The following is a 15,132-nucleotide window of genomic DNA, read 5'->3' as shown; positions in this document are numbered from 1 at the left end:
ACCACCCGCCCGGTGCCTGACTCACCAGGGTTTGTCCGGTGAGGACCGTCCGCCGTTGCCTCCGGGGCCCTGCTGTTGCTGCTGGCGATCGGAGTCCTCGCCCCGCTTCTCCAGCTCCTCCCGCTTCTTCTCACGTTCGGATTTGCCTGAGGAGTCGTCGGGTTCCTTCTCACCCTGCTTCTCGTCATCGCCTTCGGAGGAGGAGCCGTCGTCGGATTTGTCCTTCGAGTCCTCGTCCTTGCCATCGGAGTCCTTCGAATCCTGGTCCTGGGAATCGTCGCCGCTTCCCTCCTCCTTGGCCTGTTCGCCCTTCTTCTTGTCCTCGACGCGTTCCTTAGCCTGACCGCTCTTCTGCTTCTCTTCGCTCTTCTTCGGCTGGCACTCTTCGGGGGCGTCCTCAAGCGTCTTCAGGGAACGGTCGTAGAGTTCCTGAGACTGGTCGTGATCCTGCGCCGCGATCTGATCGGCCTGCTTCTCATAGACAAAGGAGAGGTTGATCCGCACGGCGCATTCGGCCGAGGTCGGTGCGATCTCCAAAGCGGCCTCGAGATCGGTCTGCGCTGCATCGTAGTCACCGACGGCCGCCTCGGAGGTGCCTCGGTTGTAGTAGCCGATGTGGCGTTGGAAGGGACTGACGCGCAGGAACGCGGTCGCTGCCTTCTTCGCTCCGGGGAAGTCGTTCGAGGTGTAGCGGACCTGGGACGCGGTGCCGAAGTATGTGGCCATCGCAATATAGCCGAAGAGCAGGGCGAAGACGGTTCCGAGGATGAGATTGATCTTCGTCATCCGCGCCAGCCGTGCCCACAGGGAGGTCAGGCGATTCATCGAGGGCCTCCCGACTGTCCGGGCTCGGAAGCCCCGGACCGGTGGGGCACACCCGGTTGGGCAGGCACCCCGCCGTGCTGGTAGGGCACGCTTCCCGGTCCGGGTGGGCCGCCTCGGCGAGGTGGTCGCGGGGTGAGCTGCCTGAGGCGGAGGTATTCGCGGAAGCCTAAGACGAACTCCACGGCGATCCACGCGAACACGAGGATGAGCGGGATCCAGAAGTATTCGTCGACGGTGACGCGTCCGTCCTTCTTCACCAGCGCCTGATCGTACTTCGGGGCGTCGTAGACGCTGGAGATCGCACCCTTGCCGTCGCGGTGATGGTAGTCGACGCCGAGGTCGGAGGCGAGGGTCTTGAGGTTGGACTCGTCGATCTTCGAGACTCCCGGATTTCCCTCACTGTCGCGGATGTAATCGCCGGCCCCGCCTTCGTCCTGGGTATCCCCGTCGCCGCCGAGACCGGGTTCGTCATCGGCACCTCCCGGGTTGCCGACACCGGATCCGTAGCCGAAGGGCTGGGATTCGCGCATCTTCCCGCCGGCAGATGTGCCATAGCCGAAGACGGCGCCGCTGTCGATGCGGGAGGAGAACGAGGACCAGGAATCGGGGTTCTGCGACACGGTCTGCTCTCCGTCGCCGAAGTAGAAGACGACGTTCTCGTTCTCGGGACGGTCCTCGTCGTTCGCGCTCATCCGCTTCTCGAGTTCGTCGCCGGCTTCGGTGATGGATGAGCCCTTCGAATTCAGGGAGGTCTCCGGGGCGAGGACGTCGACGGCGGAGGCGAACGCCGCATGGTCGGTCGTCAGCGGCATCACGGTCGCAGCGGTCGAGGCGAAGGTGATGATGGACAGTCGGGTGCCGGGGAACTGCTCGGCCAGGTCGAGCATGTCCTTCTTCACCCCTGACAGGCGGGTCTTGTCCCCGTCGAAGTCCTCGGCCGCCATCGACGTCGTCGTGTCGACGACGAAGTAGACGTCGGCGCGGGCTTCGTATTCCTCGGTCGAGGATTTGATCGGAATGCCGGGCCGGGCCAGCGCGAGAGCGAGAACCGCGACGACGCCCATGCGGGCGAACCATTTCCATCGCGGACCGTCGCCGCGGATGGCGGGGATGAGGCAGACGGTGAGCAGGGCGAGGACGATGAAGCCCCAACCGAACCAGGTGAAGACGGGATCGAAGATCATGATTTGGTCCTCCATGCCAGCACGAAGACTCCTGCCAGACCGAAGACGGCAAGCCCGAGGGGCACCGCCGGCATGTCATGGACGACTGTGTACGAGCGGCCGGGAGTGTTCGCGGCCTCCTCGCTCTGGATCTCCTCGACGATGCGGTCGATGGTCGACGCCGAGCCCATGTCGAACTGTTTGCCTCCGGTGCGGTCGGACACGGACTCGAGCTCCTTCGTCTGTGTGGTCGTGAGAACCGAGGGAGGGGAGAGGGTGTAGACGCGGACCTTCGCGTCGACGGCGATATCGGCGGCCTCGTTGAGTTCGAACAGGGGGTCGCCGGCGAGCATATTGTCGGTGGCGAAGACGATCGAGCGGGACCGCTCCTCGTCCTGGCGGTCGAAGTTGTCCACGCAGCTGACCAGTCCGTCGCCGATGAGCGAGGACCCGCCGATGTTCGGCGGCGAGGTCGACCACGAATAGTCGGTGCCCTCCGAACCCCAGGTGCGGAAGCCGTCTTCGGCTTCGGCGAGGAAGTTCTGCACCATGTCGTAGTCGTCGGTGAGCGGGAACGCGGAGACCGCCGTGGAATTGAAGACGGTCATGCCGATGCGTTCGCCGTCGAACCGGTCGACGAGCTCCTGGTACGCCTCGAGGAGGTCGGCGTCGTAGCCGAGCATGGACCCCGATACGTCGAGGCAGAGCATGACATCGCGCATCTTCTTCTCCGGATTGACCGTCTCGATCCACGCCGGTCGGGCGATGCCGGCCAGCGCGGAGACTCCGGTGAGGACGATGACGCCGAGGAAGGCGACGGTCATGGTCAGCCGTGTGCGCATGGCCCGGCGGAAGCTCGGCAGACTCGTCATCCGGCCGCTGTGCGCCACCGCCAACGACGAAGCCGTGGCCTTGGGCCGGCGGAAGAAGAAGACCGCTGCGGCCGCGAGGACGAGCAGGATGAGGGCCAGCCACCAGAACATCAGGACCATCGGGCCACCAGCTTTCTGGCTTCGGCGATCTGGGCGTCCAGACCGACCGGCTCGGTCTCCGCGAACTCCGCCTCATAGAGTCCGAGCAGGCATGCGGCGAGGTCGTCGAGGCCCGAGACCGCGGCGTCCCGGTAGGTGAGGTGTTCGGCCTTGACACCCCAGGCGTCATGGGCGAATTCGCGGACGATCTTCGCCAGCTCCCTGGCCGAATCACGGACATCGGCGGTCTCCGCGCTCAGCTCCGACTCCACCGCGGCGATGCGTGAGAGGTAGGTGCTGCGCACGGGGATCGGAATCCGCGGACCGGTCGCCCCGGTTGCTCCGGCCGCGAGGCGGAACAGCGGAGCGAAGTAGTTGCCCAGGACGATGAGCAGCACGAACGTCGCCGCAACGTACCACGCGGGCGAGATCTGCAGCGGTCCGACGAGTTCAGCGGGGCCCACGGCGGTGCCTCAGCAGCAGGGTGTGGAGCCGGCCGAGGGCCGACTTCGGATGGTCGATCTCGGTGTGGGCGATGCCCAGCTTCGCGAGCAGGTCGATGCGCTGTTGGCGGCGGGCCGCCTCGGCGAGGGCGAATTCCTGTCTCACCTGGGGTCGCGACATCACGGAGGTGGGCAGGCCGTGGTCGGGTCGGGCGACGTCGAACGGCGCCGAGGCGGCTGGCAGGCCCGCGAGATCCGCATCGGTGATCGTGATCCACAGGACCTCGTGTTGGGCGCGGAGACGACGGATCGTCGCCTCCTCCTCGGGGCCTAGGGGCCCCTGATCGGAGATGACGACGAGCAGCATCCGGTGGTTGATATGGCTGGTGATCCACTGCAGCTGGGTGTTGATCGAGCCGGGGGAGTCGGAGCCGGATTCGGCGAGGATCTGCTGCAGAAGATGTTCGAGGTGGGCTTCGCTGCCCTTCCGGGGTGAGGCGGTGGTGCGGTCGGCATCGCCATGGATGAGCATGACGTCGTCGCCGTGGCGCACGGCGAGGTAGCCGACCATCCCGGCCATGAGGATCGCCAGGTGACGTTTGTCCGCACCGGCTGACGTCACGGCGTCGAAGTTCCGGGACGAGTCGACGACGAGGCCGAGGATGTGCCGACGGTGGGCGACATAGCGCTTGACCAGGGGCTCCGTGTGCCGTGCCGTGGCCTTCCAATCGATGTCGCGGATCTCGTCGCCGGGAATGTAGTCGCGCAGGTCATCGAAGTCGAGGCTGTGGCCGTGGAACACCGACGAATAGTCGCCGTCGAGGAGGCGCCGGGTCCGCCGGTGGGCATGGATGGTCATCCGCGCCTTGATGCGATTGAGCAGGACAGTCATCGGTGCGGCCGATCAGGGGGTGGGCACAGCCATGAGGAGGGCATCGACGACCTGGGCGCTCGTGATGTTCTCGGCGGCGGCTTCGAAGTTCAGTTGGACTCGGTGGGCGAGGACCCGGTGGGCGAGGTCCTTGATGTCTTCGGGGATGACGTAGTTGCGGCCGCGGATCATCGCCAGCGCCCGGCCGGCATTCGTGAATGCGATCGACGCACGCGGGCTGGCCCCGTACTCGATGAAGGGAGCGAACCGGCCGAGATACTTGCCCGTATTGCGGGTGGCGTGGACGAGTTCGACGAGGTACCGGGTGATCGCCGGGTCGATGTAGATGGTGCTGGCATAGCGCTGCATGGTGACGACGTCGTCGAGCGTGCAGGCAGGTTCCGGGACCGAATCCTTGTCGAAGACACCCGAGTCGAGGCGGGAGAGGATCTCGACCTCCTCGTTCGGACTCGGGTGGGTGAGCAGATCCTTGATCATGAACCGGTCGAGCTGTGCTTCGGGCAGCTGATAGGTGCCCTCCTGCTCGATCGGGTTCTGCGTGGCCATGACGAGGAAGGGGCGGGGGAGTTCGAAGCGTTTGCCTCCGATCGTCGTCTGCTTCTCCTGCATGGCTTCGAGCATCGCCGACTGGGTCTTCGCCGAGGAGCGGTTGATCTCGTCGAGGAGGACGATGTTGGCGTGCACGGGACCGAGCACGGTGTTGAATGAGCCCTCGTGCGCGTTGTAGATCTGTGAACCGATGATGTCGGCCGGCAGCAGGTCGGGAGTGCACTGGATGCGGGAGAACTTGCCGTCGACGGCATTGGCCAGGGCCGCTGCGGCAGTGGTCTTCGCCAGACCGGGGACGCTTTCGAGCAGCAGGTGACCGCTGGAGAGGAGGCCGATGAGCAGTGACTCGCGCAGACGCTGCTGGCCGACGACGAAGTGGTCGAGGTAGGACTCCAGGCCTTTGAGGATCGACTGTGCGTGTGCGATCTCCTGAGTGTTCGCCGGTGCCGTTGCCGTCATAGTCGTGGGCCTCTCGATTCGTTTCGGTGTGGTCTCCAGCATATTGGCTGGGACTGACACAGCGACAGCCGAAGTCGTTGCAGAGCTGACACACGTCGTCATCCCGGCGGTCTTGCGGGGGCTGGGCTCAGGACTCAGGCGATTCTCATGTCAGGACCGAGCTGTAGCGTCGATGGGACCGCGGAAGGAAGGGCCGCGGTCGAAGTGAAACGAGAGGAGGCGATGTGCGGAGCATGAATGGTCCCGACACACCCACAGGCAAAAATTTTTCCTGTGGAAAGCGGTGGATAACGGAGGTGGAAAATGGGCCGAGAAATGCCTCGTCGATGACTGTTCCCAGTGTCCGCGCTGGTGATCGAACTACAAGGGTGTTGTTCACAGCCTGTGGACGAATGTGGACGGTGAGGACACAGGGTGTGGAAGCTTCGAATGACACTGGTGTAACACTGGATATAGGGGTAAGGTCGTACCCGAACACAACATCTAGTGGTCACCCCTGAGCCAGCGCCTCGTGATTTTCATCATGATTCGCGGGATCGAGAGGGTCGGCCGCATCACACAGAACGCGGAGCCGCAAGGCAGAATGAAGGAGTCGTCATGATCACCGTGTACACCAAGCCAGCTTGCGTCCAGTGCAATGCAACCTACCGCGCGCTCGACGCCAAGGGCCTGAAGTACAAGTCGGTCGATCTCAGCGTCGATGAGAACGCTCTCGACGTCGTCAAGGCCATGGGCTACATGCAGGCCCCCGTCGTTGTCACCGACAACGATCACTGGTCGGGATTCCGACCGGACAAGATCGCCACCCTCACCGGCGAGCAGAACGCTTCCGTCGTGGCCTGAAATGCTTCTCGTCTACTACTCCAGTAGCTCAGAGTTCACACACCGCTTCGTCGGCAAGCTGCGCCATCCGGGTCGCCGGATACCGGTGCTGACGAAGCAGGAGACACTGAGAGTCGATGAACCGTTCGTCCTCATGACTCCGACCTACGGGGCCGGCCGCAATCAAGGAGCCGTCCCCAAACAGGTCATCAAATTCCTCAATATCGAAGAGAACAGGCGCCACCTCATCGGCGTCATCGGAGCCGGAAACACGAACTTCGGCGAAGATTACTGTCGCGCGGCCAAGAAGGTCGCCGCCAAATGTCAAGTACCCCTCATGTACCGAGTCGAACTCCTGGGCACCCCGGAGGATGTCGACGCTGTGAATCTAGGATTGGACAAACTGTGCGCGAGCTCGCTGAAGACCGCAATGTAGAGGACATCATCCGCGAAGAGACGGATCTGGACTACCATGCGCTCAACGCCATGCTGAATCTGTACGACGAAGACGGACGGATTCAGTTCGAACGTGACAAGCAGGCTGCCCGGCAGTACTTCCTGCAGCACGTGAATAACAACACAGTCTTCTTCCATGACCTCAAGGAGAAGCTGGACTACCTCGTTGAGAAGGACTACTACGAGCCCGAAGTCCTCGAGCAGTATTCCTTCGACTTCATCGAGACGCTGTCGAAGCGGGCGTATGACCACAAGTTCCGCTTCCAGACGTTCCTCGGCGCCTTCAAGTTCTACACCTCGTACACGCTGAAGACCTTCGACGGCAAGCGCTACCTCGAGCGCTTCGAGGATCGCGTAGTCATGGTCGCTCTATTCCTCGCCCGCGGCGATGAGACGCTGGCGACTCAGCTCGTCGACGAGATCATCAGCGGTCGCTTCCAGCCGGCCACTCCGACCTTCCTCAACGCCGGAAAGCGCCAGCGCGGTGAGCTCGTCTCGTGCTTCCTGCTGCGTATCGAAGACAACATGGAGTCGATCGGCCGGTCCATCAACTCGGCTCTGCAGCTGTCCAAGCGCGGCGGCGGTGTGGCCTTCGCGCTGACGAACATCCGTGAGTCCGGTGCCCCGATCAAGAAGATCGAGAACCAGTCCTCCGGTGTCATCCCGGTCATGAAGCTGCTCGAAGACTCCTTCTCCTACGCCAACCAGCTGGGAGCCCGTCAGGGTGCCGGTGCCGTGTACCTGCACGCCCACCACCCCGACATCTACAAGTTCCTCGACACCAAGCGTGAGAACGCCGATGAGAAGATCCGGATCAAGACCTTGTCTCTGGGCGTCGTGATCCCCGACATCACCTTCGAACTCGCCAAGCGCAACGAGGACATGTACCTCTTCAGCCCCTACGACGTCGAACGCGTCTACGGTGTGCCCTTCTCCGACATCAACGTCACCGAGAAGTACACGGAGCTGGTCGACAACGCAGCGATCAAGAAGAAGAAGATCAACGCCCGCGAGTTCTTCCAGACGCTTGCCGAGATCCAGTTCGAGTCCGGCTACCCGTACGTCATGTTCGAGGACACGGTCAACAAGGCCAACCCGATCGACGGCAAGATCATCATGTCCAACCTGTGCTCGGAGATCCTCCAGGTCTCCGAACCCAGCAAGTACGACGATGATCTCGGCTACGACGTGGTCGGCAAGGACATCTCCTGCAACCTGGGATCGCTCAACATCGCGCTGACGATGGATTCGGAGAACTTCGGACAGACCATCGAGACCGCGATCCGCGGCCTCACCGCCGTCGCCGAGACCTCGGACATCCAGTCCGTTCCGTCGATCGCACGCGGCAACGACATGTCGCACGCCATCGGCCTGGGCCAGATGAACCTGCACGGCTACCTCGCCCGTGAGCACGTCTACTACGGCTCCGACGAGGGCCTGGACTTCACGAACATGTACTTCTACACGGTCGCCTACCACTGCGTGCGGGCGTCGATGGAGATCGCGAAGGAGCGCGGCGAGACGTTCGCCGGCTTCGAACGCTCGAAGTACGCCACCGGCGAATACTTCGACAAGTACACCGATGAGGTGTGGCAGCCGCGCACCACGCGCGTCAAGGAGCTCTTCGACGAGGCGGGTGTGCACATCCCGACCCAGGAGGACTGGCGCGAGCTCAAGGCCCAGGTCGCCGAGCACGGCATCTACAACCAGAACCTGCAGGCCGTTCCGCCGACCGGTTCGATCTCCTACATCAACAACTCGACCTCGTCGATCCACCCGGTGGCCTCGAAGATCGAAATCCGCAAGGAAGGCAAGGTCGGGCGCGTCTACTACCCGGCTCCTTTCATGGACAACGACAACCTCGAGTACTACCAGGACGCCTACGAGATCGGCTACGAGAAGATCATCGACACCTACGCCGAGGCCACGAAGCACGTGGACCAGGGACTGTCGCTGACGCTGTTCTTCATGGACACCGCCACCACTCGCGATATCAACAAGGCGCAGATCTACGCCTGGCGCAAGGGCATCAAGACCATCTACTACATCCGGCTCCGGCAGCTCGCACTGCAGGGCACGGAGGTCGAGGGCTGCGTCTCCTGCATGCTCTGATCCACAGGCACGGCGGACCGATGAGAATCGGTCCGCCGGCTTCGTGCAGGGTCCGCTCGGTTCGTGGACTGCTTGGACACAACGAACAGTGAGACCCGCAATTCGGATATTCGTCTGCAGAGCAGACCGCTGAACCTCAGCACGAAGATGACTTCGTGACTATCGCAGAACAAGACTTTTTGGGAAGAGAGATTGCGTTGGAGAATCTGACTCTGGCTTCGCATGTCGACGCCATCAACTGGAACCGCGTCGTCGATCCGATCGACGACGAGGTGTGGGACCGACTGACCGGCAACTTCTGGCTGCCGGAGAAGGTGCCGCTGAGCAATGACATCCCTTCGTGGGCGACGCTGACCGATGACGAGAAGACGCTGACGATGCGTGTTTTCACTGGCCTGACCCTGCTCGACACGATCCAGGGAACGGTCGGGGCGATTTCGCTCATCCCCGATGCCGTCACCCCGCACGAAGAGGCGGTGCTGACGAACATCGCGTTCATGGAGAGCGTGCATGCGAAGTCGTATTCCTCGATCTTCTCCACCCTGTGCTCGACGAAGGAGATCGACGAGGCGTTCCGCTGGTCACGTGAGAACACGTACCTGCAGTCGAAGGCCGACATCATCCTCAGCTACTACCGGGGAGACGATCCGCTCAAGCGCAAGGTCGCCTCGACGCTGCTCGAGTCGTTCCTCTTCTACTCCGGCTTCTACCTGCCCATGTACTGGTCGGCACACGCGAAGCTGACGAACACCGCCGACCTCATCCGGCTGATCATCCGCGACGAGGCCGTGCACGGCTACTACATCGGCTACAAGTACCAGAAGGGTCTGGAGTCGCAGTCCGAGGAGCGCAAGCAGGAGCTCAAGGACTACACGATGAACCTCATGTTCGAGCTCTACGAGAACGAGGTCGCCTACACCCACGACATCTACGATTCGGTGGGATTGGCCGAGGACTGCAAGATGTTCCTCCACTACAACGCCAATAAGGCGCTGATGAACCTCGGCTATGAGGCGATGTTCCCCAAGGAGGTCACGAAGGTCAACCCGGCCATCCTCGCGGCGCTCTCGCCCGGCAGCGATGAGAACCACGACTTCTTCTCCGGTTCGGGTTCGTCCTACGTCATCGGCAAGGCAGAGAACACCGAAGACGACGACTGGGACTTCTGACCCAGTCTCTGAGACCAGAGATTCGAAGCGGCCCACTCGAGCGATCACGCTCGGGTGGGCCGTTTTCATACGTGCGGAAATCACAGTGGCACAATCGGAAGACGAGGACGATGTCCTCAGGTCGAGAGTCGAAGGAGTTGCACATTATGACGGACTCAGCAGCAGACGAGAGCGCAGGCCTCAGCGTCGGTGAGGTACTTGAGCGCGATCACCACCGCATCGACGGATATTTCGAGAAATTCGCGCAGTCTCTGTCAGGAGATGGGCCGATCGATGTCGAGGCGTTCACCACGGGTGCGGCAGGGCTGCGACACCATATCTACGTCGAGGAGGTCCTGCACTTTCCGGCGATGAAGGCCGGAGGGCTGATGGGTCCGGTCTTCGTCATGCTCCGTGAACACGGGGAACTGTGGGATCGCATGGACGAGATCGCAAGCAAGCTGGAGGCGGGCGCGAGCAGCGGTGAGATTGCTGCCCCGGTCTGGGAGGCCCTTGAAACCGGTCTGGAAGCGCACAATGACAAGGAGGAGAAGATCCTCTACCCGGCCGGCGACGATCTGCTCACCGCCGACCTCGGCGAGGAGATCCTCGAAACGCTGGCGAACCCAGATATCCCAGAAGGGTGGACCTGCGAGATGTCAGGTCGCAGCTGACCGGAACTGTGAATGACTGACGCCCACCCGCTGCGTAAAACCCGGCAGCGCGTGGGCGTCCTCTTCAGTTCAAGCGATCAGACGATCACGCCTTCAAGCGGCGGCCATCGGCGTGATCTCACGCAGCGAATTGCCGGTGAAGACCAGGATGCGACCGGTCGCATCCTTGATGGTGACCTCACCGGGGGACTGGCGGCTGATCTTGGGTTCGATCATCTTGGCGTGGTCGAGTCCGCGCTGGACCCACTGTGGGAACTCAGACATGGTTCCCTCCTTTCTTCAGTTGTGAATAGCAGGCATCGACGCGAGCTATTCCTCAGGTTCAAAAATCGGCGACTGGGTGATCGCCATGGGGATCTGCGATTCGAAGAGATACGGTGTCCGGAACATTCATCTGCAAAGTCAAACCATGATCGGGGCCTGCGACTTCAAAACATGTCGTCAGGAGCAACGCAACGATCGGTTCGATGAATGCGGACAACTTCGAACGCAGAACACCACTCTAACCTGCCGGAGCGGACAATGTCCACTCGATTTCCGATGTCCTCCCCGAGGCGGCCCTGAGACAGCCCCGAGGTGGCCCTGAAGCGACTCCGAAGCGACCCCGTTGTCGGCTCTAGACCGACCCACCGCCGAGGTCATGTCATCGTGTCGTCAGCGACGGCCCTGAATGCGCGCCCTGAGCCTGGCCCAGAACACAGCGGTGAGGACGAGCAGGACGATCCCTGCGGCGAGCAGCCCGAGGGCCAGCGGATTGTCCATCGCCGCACTCAGGGATCGTGATGCCACCGTGGTGGCCGAGTTTTCGGTCCCACCTGCGGATGACTTGTCCGCAGACTCCTCGGAAGCTCCGTCTGCGGCCCCTCCGGCGTCGCTGCCGGTGCCCGAGGCGGTGGGTTCCGCCTCGGCAGAAGCTTGGACTCCCACCGGCACGGTCTGCAGCGATTTCGGCTTCTTCTGCGCGAAGTCCCATTCGAGGAGATCGACGGCGGCCTGCCGGGAATTGTTGTCGATGCCGAGCATCGTCGCCACCACCCGGTGCCCGTCGCGTTCGGCCACAGCGACATACGAACCCTTCGCCGCGCGGGTGAAGCCGTTCTTCAGGCCGAGACCGCCATCGACCTGGCCGACGATCTTCGTATGATTCTGGATCTCGTAGCCTGCGAACTTCTCCTTCGTCTGCGGGTTCTTCCCGCCGGGGAACTTGAAGGTCTCCGTCCCGATGACCTTCATCAGATAGTCGTCCTCACAGACGGCCCACGCGATCTTCATGAGATCCTCGGCGGTCGTGTACTGCCCCTTCGCGTCAAGGCCGGAGGTGTTCTTCGCGTGCGTGTTCTGCAGGCCCAGCTCCGCAGCCTTGTCGTTCATCAGCTGCACGGCCTTCTTCTGTCCGCCGGCAGCTCGGCCGAGGGCGTTCGCGGCGTCATTGGCACTGGACATGAGCATGGCGTGGAAGAGCAGATCGACCGTGTACTTGTTCGTCTGCATGAGACCGACCTTCGTTCCGTCGACCTGCATGTCCTCGAATTCGGCGGTGACCTTCTGCTGCTTGTCATCGAGCACGTCGACCAGCGCAAGGGCCGTGAGCAGCTTGATCGTCGAAGCTGGTGCGTGGCGTTTCTCGATGTTCTTCGCGGAGTGCAGGTTCCCGTTGTCGAGGTCGCCGACGAGCCAGGACACTCCGACCGGCTTCGGCGGCTTCGACCCGTCGCCGAGGTCGGCGGGAGACTCGTACGCCGGAGCCGTCGTCTCTGCCCGCTGGGGCGCCGTGTGCGCAGGCGCGGGGGAAGAGAGGAGCGGGACCGAGATCAGGAGGAGCACGAGGACGGCACCGAGGAAGACGACGGACGGTGAGGAAGCAGTCGAGCGGGTGAAACGCATGCGCACCAGTGTACTTTCGGCTCGTGCCTTCTGTCCTCAGGTTTCACTCACCGGCACACACGACAGCGGCCCGGCACACACGTAAGCGGCCCGGCACACACGTAAGCGGCCCGGCACACACGTAAGCGGCCCCGCACCAACAGGTGCGGGGCCGCTTACGTGTGTCTCAGGCAGACGCGATCAGAACGCGCGCTGCAGGATCGCCTGCTTCACCTCGGCGATGGCCTTGGTGATCTCGATGCCGCGAGGGCAGGCCTCGGTGCAGTTGAAGGTGGTGCGGCAGCGCCACACGCCTTCTTTGTCGTTGAGGACCTCGAGGCGCATGTCGCCGCCCTCGTCACGCGAATCGAAGATGAAACGGTGCGCGTTGACGATCGCAGCGGGCCCGAAGTACTGACCGTCGGTCCAGAACACGGGGCACGAGGAGGTGCACGCTGCGCAGAGGATGCACTTCGTGGTGTCGTCGAAGGCCGCACGCTGTTCGGCGGACTGCAGACGCTCACGCGTGGGTTCGTGACCGGAAGTCACGAGGAACGGCATGACCTCGCGGTACGACTGGAAGAACGGCTCCATGTCGACGATCATGTCCTTCTCGAGCGGAAGGCCCTTGATCGCCTCGACGGTGATCGGCTTGGACGTGTCGAGGTCCTTGAGCAGCGTCTTGCAGGCCAGGCGGTTGCGGCCGTTGATGCGCATCGCATCGGAGCCGCAGACGCCGTGAGCGCAGGACCGGCGGAAGGACAGCGAACCGTCGATCTCCCACTTGATCTTGTGGAGGGCGTCCAGCACACGGTCGGTGCCGTACATCGTGATGTTGTATTCCTCCCAGTGCGGCTCCGAATCGAGTTCGGGGTCGAACCGTGCGATCCGGAAGGTGCAGTCGAAGGACGGAATGCTTCCGCCTTCGCCGGAGACATGCGTGGGCAGGTCGATCTTCGACGCTGGCTCTGGGGTGGTGTCGGTGCTCATCAGTACTTACGCTCCATCGGCTGGTAACGGGTGACGATGACGGGCTTCGTCTCAAGACGCATGCCCTTGATGCCGTCGGTCTCCGCTTCGGGATCGAGGTAGGTCATCGTGTGGTGCATGAAGTTCTCGTCGTCACGATCCGGGAAGTCCTCACGGAAGTGTCCTCCACGTGATTCCTTGCGGTGGATGGCGGCGACGGAGATGACCTCGGCGAGCTCGAGCAGGAAGCCCAGCTCGACGGCCTCGAGCAGATCGAGGTTGTAGCGCTTGCCGCGGTCCTGGATGCCCACGTTGTTGTAGCGTTCGCGCAGCTTGGCGATCTCGTCCAGGGCTTCCCGGAGAGTCTCGTCGGTGCGGAACACCTGGACGTTGGCGTCCATGATCTCCTGCAGGTCCTTGCGGATTGCTGCGATGCGCTCGGTGCCGTCCGAGGTGCGCATCTTCTCGAGCATGTCGACGACCTCGTTGGCCGGGTTCTCCGGGAGTTCGACGACGTCGGCGGTCTTCGCGTATTCCGCGGCGGCGATGCCGGCGCGCTTGCCGAAGACGTTGATGTCGAGCAGCGAGTTCGTGCCCAGACGGTTCGAACCGTGCACGGACACGCAGGCGCATTCGCCGGCGGCGTAGAGGCCGGGGATGACGGTGTCGTTGTCGGCGAGCACCTCGGCTTCGATGTTCGTCGGGATGCCGCCCATCGCGTAGTGCGCGGTCGGGAACACGGGCACCGGCTCGGTGTAGGGCTCCACACCGAGGTAGGTGCGTGCGAACTCGGTGATGTCCGGCAGCTTCGCGTCGATGTGTGCGGGCTCGAGGTGGGTGAGGTCGAGCAGGACATAGTCCTTGTTCGGTCCGCAGCCACGGCCTTCGCGCACCTCGTTGGCCATCGAACGGGCCACGATGTCACGCGGAGCGAGGTCCTTGATCGTCGGGGCGTAGCGCTCCATGAAGCGCTCACCCTCGGAGTTGCGGAGGATTCCGCCCTCACCGCGTGCCGCCTCGGACAACAAAATGCCCAGTCCGGCAAGGCCTGTGGGGTGGAACTGGAAGAACTCCATGTCCTCCAGCGGGATGCCGCGGTTGTAGGTCACGGCCATGCCATCACCGGTCAGCGTGTGTGCGTTCGAGGTGGTCTTGAAGACCTTGCCGACACCGCCGGTGGCGAAGACGACCGACTTGGCCTGGAAGACGTGGATCTCGCCGGTGGCAAGTTCGTAGGACACGACGCCGGCCGGACGCTTGACCCCGTCGACCTCGGTCATGAGGAGGTCGAGGACGTAGAACTCGTTGTAGAACTCCACGCCGTGCTTGACGCACTGTTGGTACAGGGTCTGGAGGATCATGTGGCCGGTGCGGTCTGCTGCATAGCAGGAGCGGCGCACGGCCGACTTGCCGTGGTCACGGGTGTGACCACCGAAGCGACGCTGATCGATCTTGCCTTCGGGGGTGCGGTTGAACGGCAGCCCCATCTTCTCGAGATCGAGCACGGCGTCGATGGCTTCCTTCGCCATCACCTCGGCGGCGTCCTGGTCGACCAGGTAGTCACCGCCCTTGACGGTGTCGAAGGTGTGCCATTCCCAGTTGTCCTCTTCCACGTTCGCCAGCGCGGCGCACATTCCGCCCTGGGCGGCGCCGGTGTGCGAACGGGTGGGGTAGAGCTTGGTGAGAACGGCTGTGCGAGCGCGCTGGCCCGATTCGATGGCCGCACGCATGCCGGCGCCGCCGGCACCGACGATGACGACGTCGTAATGATGTACCTGCATGTTTC

15 protein-coding genes are annotated in these 15,132 nt (G+C 63.0%); 5 read left to right on the top strand and 10 right to left on the bottom strand.

Features of this window, described 5'->3' with window-relative positions; translation table 11 throughout:
• Positions 1 to 21: 21 nt before the first annotated feature.
• Genes L1F31_RS13205 through L1F31_RS13180 form a run of 6 tightly spaced genes read right to left on the bottom strand, consistent with a single transcriptional unit; the run spans position 22 to position 5,302 of the window.
• Positions 22 to 825: a tetratricopeptide repeat protein gene (locus L1F31_RS13205; RefSeq protein ID WP_265417737.1), complete on the bottom strand. Its 804-nt coding sequence runs from the start codon at positions 823 to 825 to the stop codon at positions 22 to 24.
• Positions 822 to 2,009, bottom strand: coding sequence for a vWA domain-containing protein (locus L1F31_RS13200; RefSeq protein ID WP_265417736.1), 1,188 nt, complete (start codon positions 2,007 to 2,009; stop codon positions 822 to 824). The genes L1F31_RS13205 and L1F31_RS13200 overlap by 4 nt, the downstream gene beginning before the upstream one ends.
• Entirely contained in the window at positions 2,006 to 2,980 is a 975-nt protein-coding gene (locus L1F31_RS13195; RefSeq protein WP_265417735.1) for a vWA domain-containing protein, read from the bottom strand. The genes L1F31_RS13200 and L1F31_RS13195 overlap by 4 nt, the downstream gene beginning before the upstream one ends.
• Positions 2,971 to 3,423 (bottom strand): hypothetical protein, encoded by a 453-nt coding sequence (locus L1F31_RS13190; protein WP_265417734.1) that lies wholly within the window; start codon positions 3,421 to 3,423, stop codon positions 2,971 to 2,973. The genes L1F31_RS13195 and L1F31_RS13190 overlap by 10 nt, the downstream gene beginning before the upstream one ends.
• Positions 3,410 to 4,294, bottom strand: a complete 885-nt coding sequence (locus L1F31_RS13185) for a DUF58 domain-containing protein (RefSeq protein ID WP_265417733.1) — start codon at positions 4,292 to 4,294, stop codon at positions 3,410 to 3,412. Before L1F31_RS13185 ends, L1F31_RS13190 begins: the two co-directional genes overlap by 14 nt.
• A 12-nt stretch (positions 4,295 to 4,306) precedes the next feature.
• Entirely contained in the window at positions 4,307 to 5,302 is a 996-nt protein-coding gene (locus L1F31_RS13180) for an AAA family ATPase (RefSeq protein ID WP_265417732.1), read from the bottom strand.
• A 597-nt stretch (positions 5,303 to 5,899) separates the two neighbouring features.
• Between L1F31_RS13180 and nrdH the strand changes: the two genes are divergently transcribed.
• The 5 genes from nrdH (at position 5,900) to L1F31_RS13155 (ending at position 10,514) form a co-directional block, all read left to right on the top strand.
• Positions 5,900 to 6,145, top strand: coding sequence for a glutaredoxin-like protein NrdH (gene nrdH, locus L1F31_RS13175; protein WP_265417731.1), 246 nt, complete (start codon positions 5,900 to 5,902; stop codon positions 6,143 to 6,145).
• A 1-nt stretch (position 6,146) separates the two neighbouring features.
• Entirely contained in the window at positions 6,147 to 6,560 is a 414-nt protein-coding gene (gene nrdI / locus L1F31_RS13170) for a class Ib ribonucleoside-diphosphate reductase assembly flavoprotein NrdI (protein WP_265417730.1), read from the top strand.
• A gap of 5 nt (positions 6,561 to 6,565) precedes the next feature.
• Entirely contained in the window at positions 6,566 to 8,692 is a 2,127-nt protein-coding gene (gene nrdE / locus L1F31_RS13165) for a class 1b ribonucleoside-diphosphate reductase subunit alpha (protein ID WP_265420443.1), read from the top strand.
• A 197-nt stretch (positions 8,693 to 8,889) separates the two neighbouring features.
• Positions 8,890 to 9,861 (top strand): class 1b ribonucleoside-diphosphate reductase subunit beta, encoded by a 972-nt coding sequence (nrdF, locus tag L1F31_RS13160; protein WP_265417729.1) that lies wholly within the window; start codon positions 8,890 to 8,892, stop codon positions 9,859 to 9,861.
• Positions 9,862 to 10,007: 146 nt separating this feature from the next.
• The gene (locus tag L1F31_RS13155) at positions 10,008 to 10,514 is read left to right on the top strand and encodes a hemerythrin domain-containing protein (protein ID WP_265417728.1); all 507 of its coding nucleotides are present in this window, start codon (positions 10,008 to 10,010) and stop codon (positions 10,512 to 10,514) included.
• A gap of 93 nt (positions 10,515 to 10,607) precedes the next feature.
• On the opposite strand, the gene L1F31_RS13150 is transcribed toward L1F31_RS13155, so the two are convergent.
• The 4 genes from L1F31_RS13150 to sdhA all read right to left on the bottom strand — a co-directional run bounded on the left by L1F31_RS13150 (position 10,608) and on the right by sdhA (position 15,127).
• Entirely contained in the window at positions 10,608 to 10,778 is a 171-nt protein-coding gene (locus L1F31_RS13150) for a hypothetical protein (protein WP_265417727.1), read from the bottom strand.
• Between the two features lie 390 nt (positions 10,779 to 11,168).
• Positions 11,169 to 12,398, bottom strand: a complete 1,230-nt coding sequence (locus tag L1F31_RS13145; protein WP_265417726.1) for a D-alanyl-D-alanine carboxypeptidase family protein — start codon at positions 12,396 to 12,398, stop codon at positions 11,169 to 11,171.
• Between the two features lie 180 nt (positions 12,399 to 12,578).
• Positions 12,579 to 13,367 carry a succinate dehydrogenase iron-sulfur subunit gene (locus L1F31_RS13140; protein WP_265417725.1) on the bottom strand — a complete coding sequence of 263 codons (789 nt, stop codon included), beginning with the start codon at positions 13,365 to 13,367 and terminating at the stop codon, positions 12,579 to 12,581.
• Positions 13,367 to 15,127 (bottom strand): succinate dehydrogenase flavoprotein subunit, encoded by a 1,761-nt coding sequence (gene sdhA, locus L1F31_RS13135; protein WP_265417724.1) that lies wholly within the window; start codon positions 15,125 to 15,127, stop codon positions 13,367 to 13,369. Before sdhA ends, L1F31_RS13140 begins: the two co-directional genes overlap by 1 nt.
• Positions 15,128 to 15,132 lie beyond the last annotated feature (5 nt).

The sequence above is a fragment of the Brevibacterium spongiae genome (assembly GCF_026168515.1).
GTDB classification, from domain to species: Bacteria; Actinomycetota; Actinomycetes; order Actinomycetales; family Brevibacteriaceae; genus Brevibacterium; species Brevibacterium spongiae.
This window is presented reverse-complemented; position numbering and strand designations above follow the sequence as displayed.

What these genes read in the sequence shown, in the direction of transcription:
- L1F31_RS13185 (WP_265417733.1), bottom strand. Translation starts at nt 4,294, where the DNA reads ATGACTGTCCTGCTCAATCGCATCAAGGCGCGGATGACCATCCATGCC.
- nrdH (WP_265417731.1), top strand. Translation starts at nt 5,900, where the DNA reads ATGATCACCGTGTACACCAAGCCAGCTTGCGTCCAGTGCAATGCAACC.
- nrdI (WP_265417730.1), top strand. Translation starts at nt 6,147, where the DNA reads ATGCTTCTCGTCTACTACTCCAGTAGCTCAGAGTTCACACACCGCTTC.
- L1F31_RS13150 (WP_265417727.1), bottom strand. Translation starts at nt 10,778, where the DNA reads ATGTCTGAGTTCCCACAGTGGGTCCAGCGCGGACTCGACCACGCCAAG.
- L1F31_RS13155 (WP_265417728.1), top strand. Translation starts at nt 10,008, where the DNA reads ATGACGGACTCAGCAGCAGACGAGAGCGCAGGCCTCAGCGTCGGTGAG.
- L1F31_RS13200 (WP_265417736.1), bottom strand. Translation starts at nt 2,009, where the DNA reads ATGATCTTCGATCCCGTCTTCACCTGGTTCGGTTGGGGCTTCATCGTC.
- L1F31_RS13145 (WP_265417726.1), bottom strand. Translation starts at nt 12,398, where the DNA reads ATGCGTTTCACCCGCTCGACTGCTTCCTCACCGTCCGTCGTCTTCCTC.
- sdhA (WP_265417724.1), bottom strand. Translation starts at nt 15,127, where the DNA reads ATGCAGGTACATCATTACGACGTCGTCATCGTCGGTGCCGGCGGCGCC.
- L1F31_RS13195 (WP_265417735.1), bottom strand. Translation starts at nt 2,980, where the DNA reads ATGGTCCTGATGTTCTGGTGGCTGGCCCTCATCCTGCTCGTCCTCGCG.
- L1F31_RS13180 (WP_265417732.1), bottom strand. Translation starts at nt 5,302, where the DNA reads ATGACGGCAACGGCACCGGCGAACACTCAGGAGATCGCACACGCACAG.
- L1F31_RS13205 (WP_265417737.1), bottom strand. Translation starts at nt 825, where the DNA reads ATGAATCGCCTGACCTCCCTGTGGGCACGGCTGGCGCGGATGACGAAG.
- L1F31_RS13140 (WP_265417725.1), bottom strand. Translation starts at nt 13,367, where the DNA reads ATGAGCACCGACACCACCCCAGAGCCAGCGTCGAAGATCGACCTGCCC.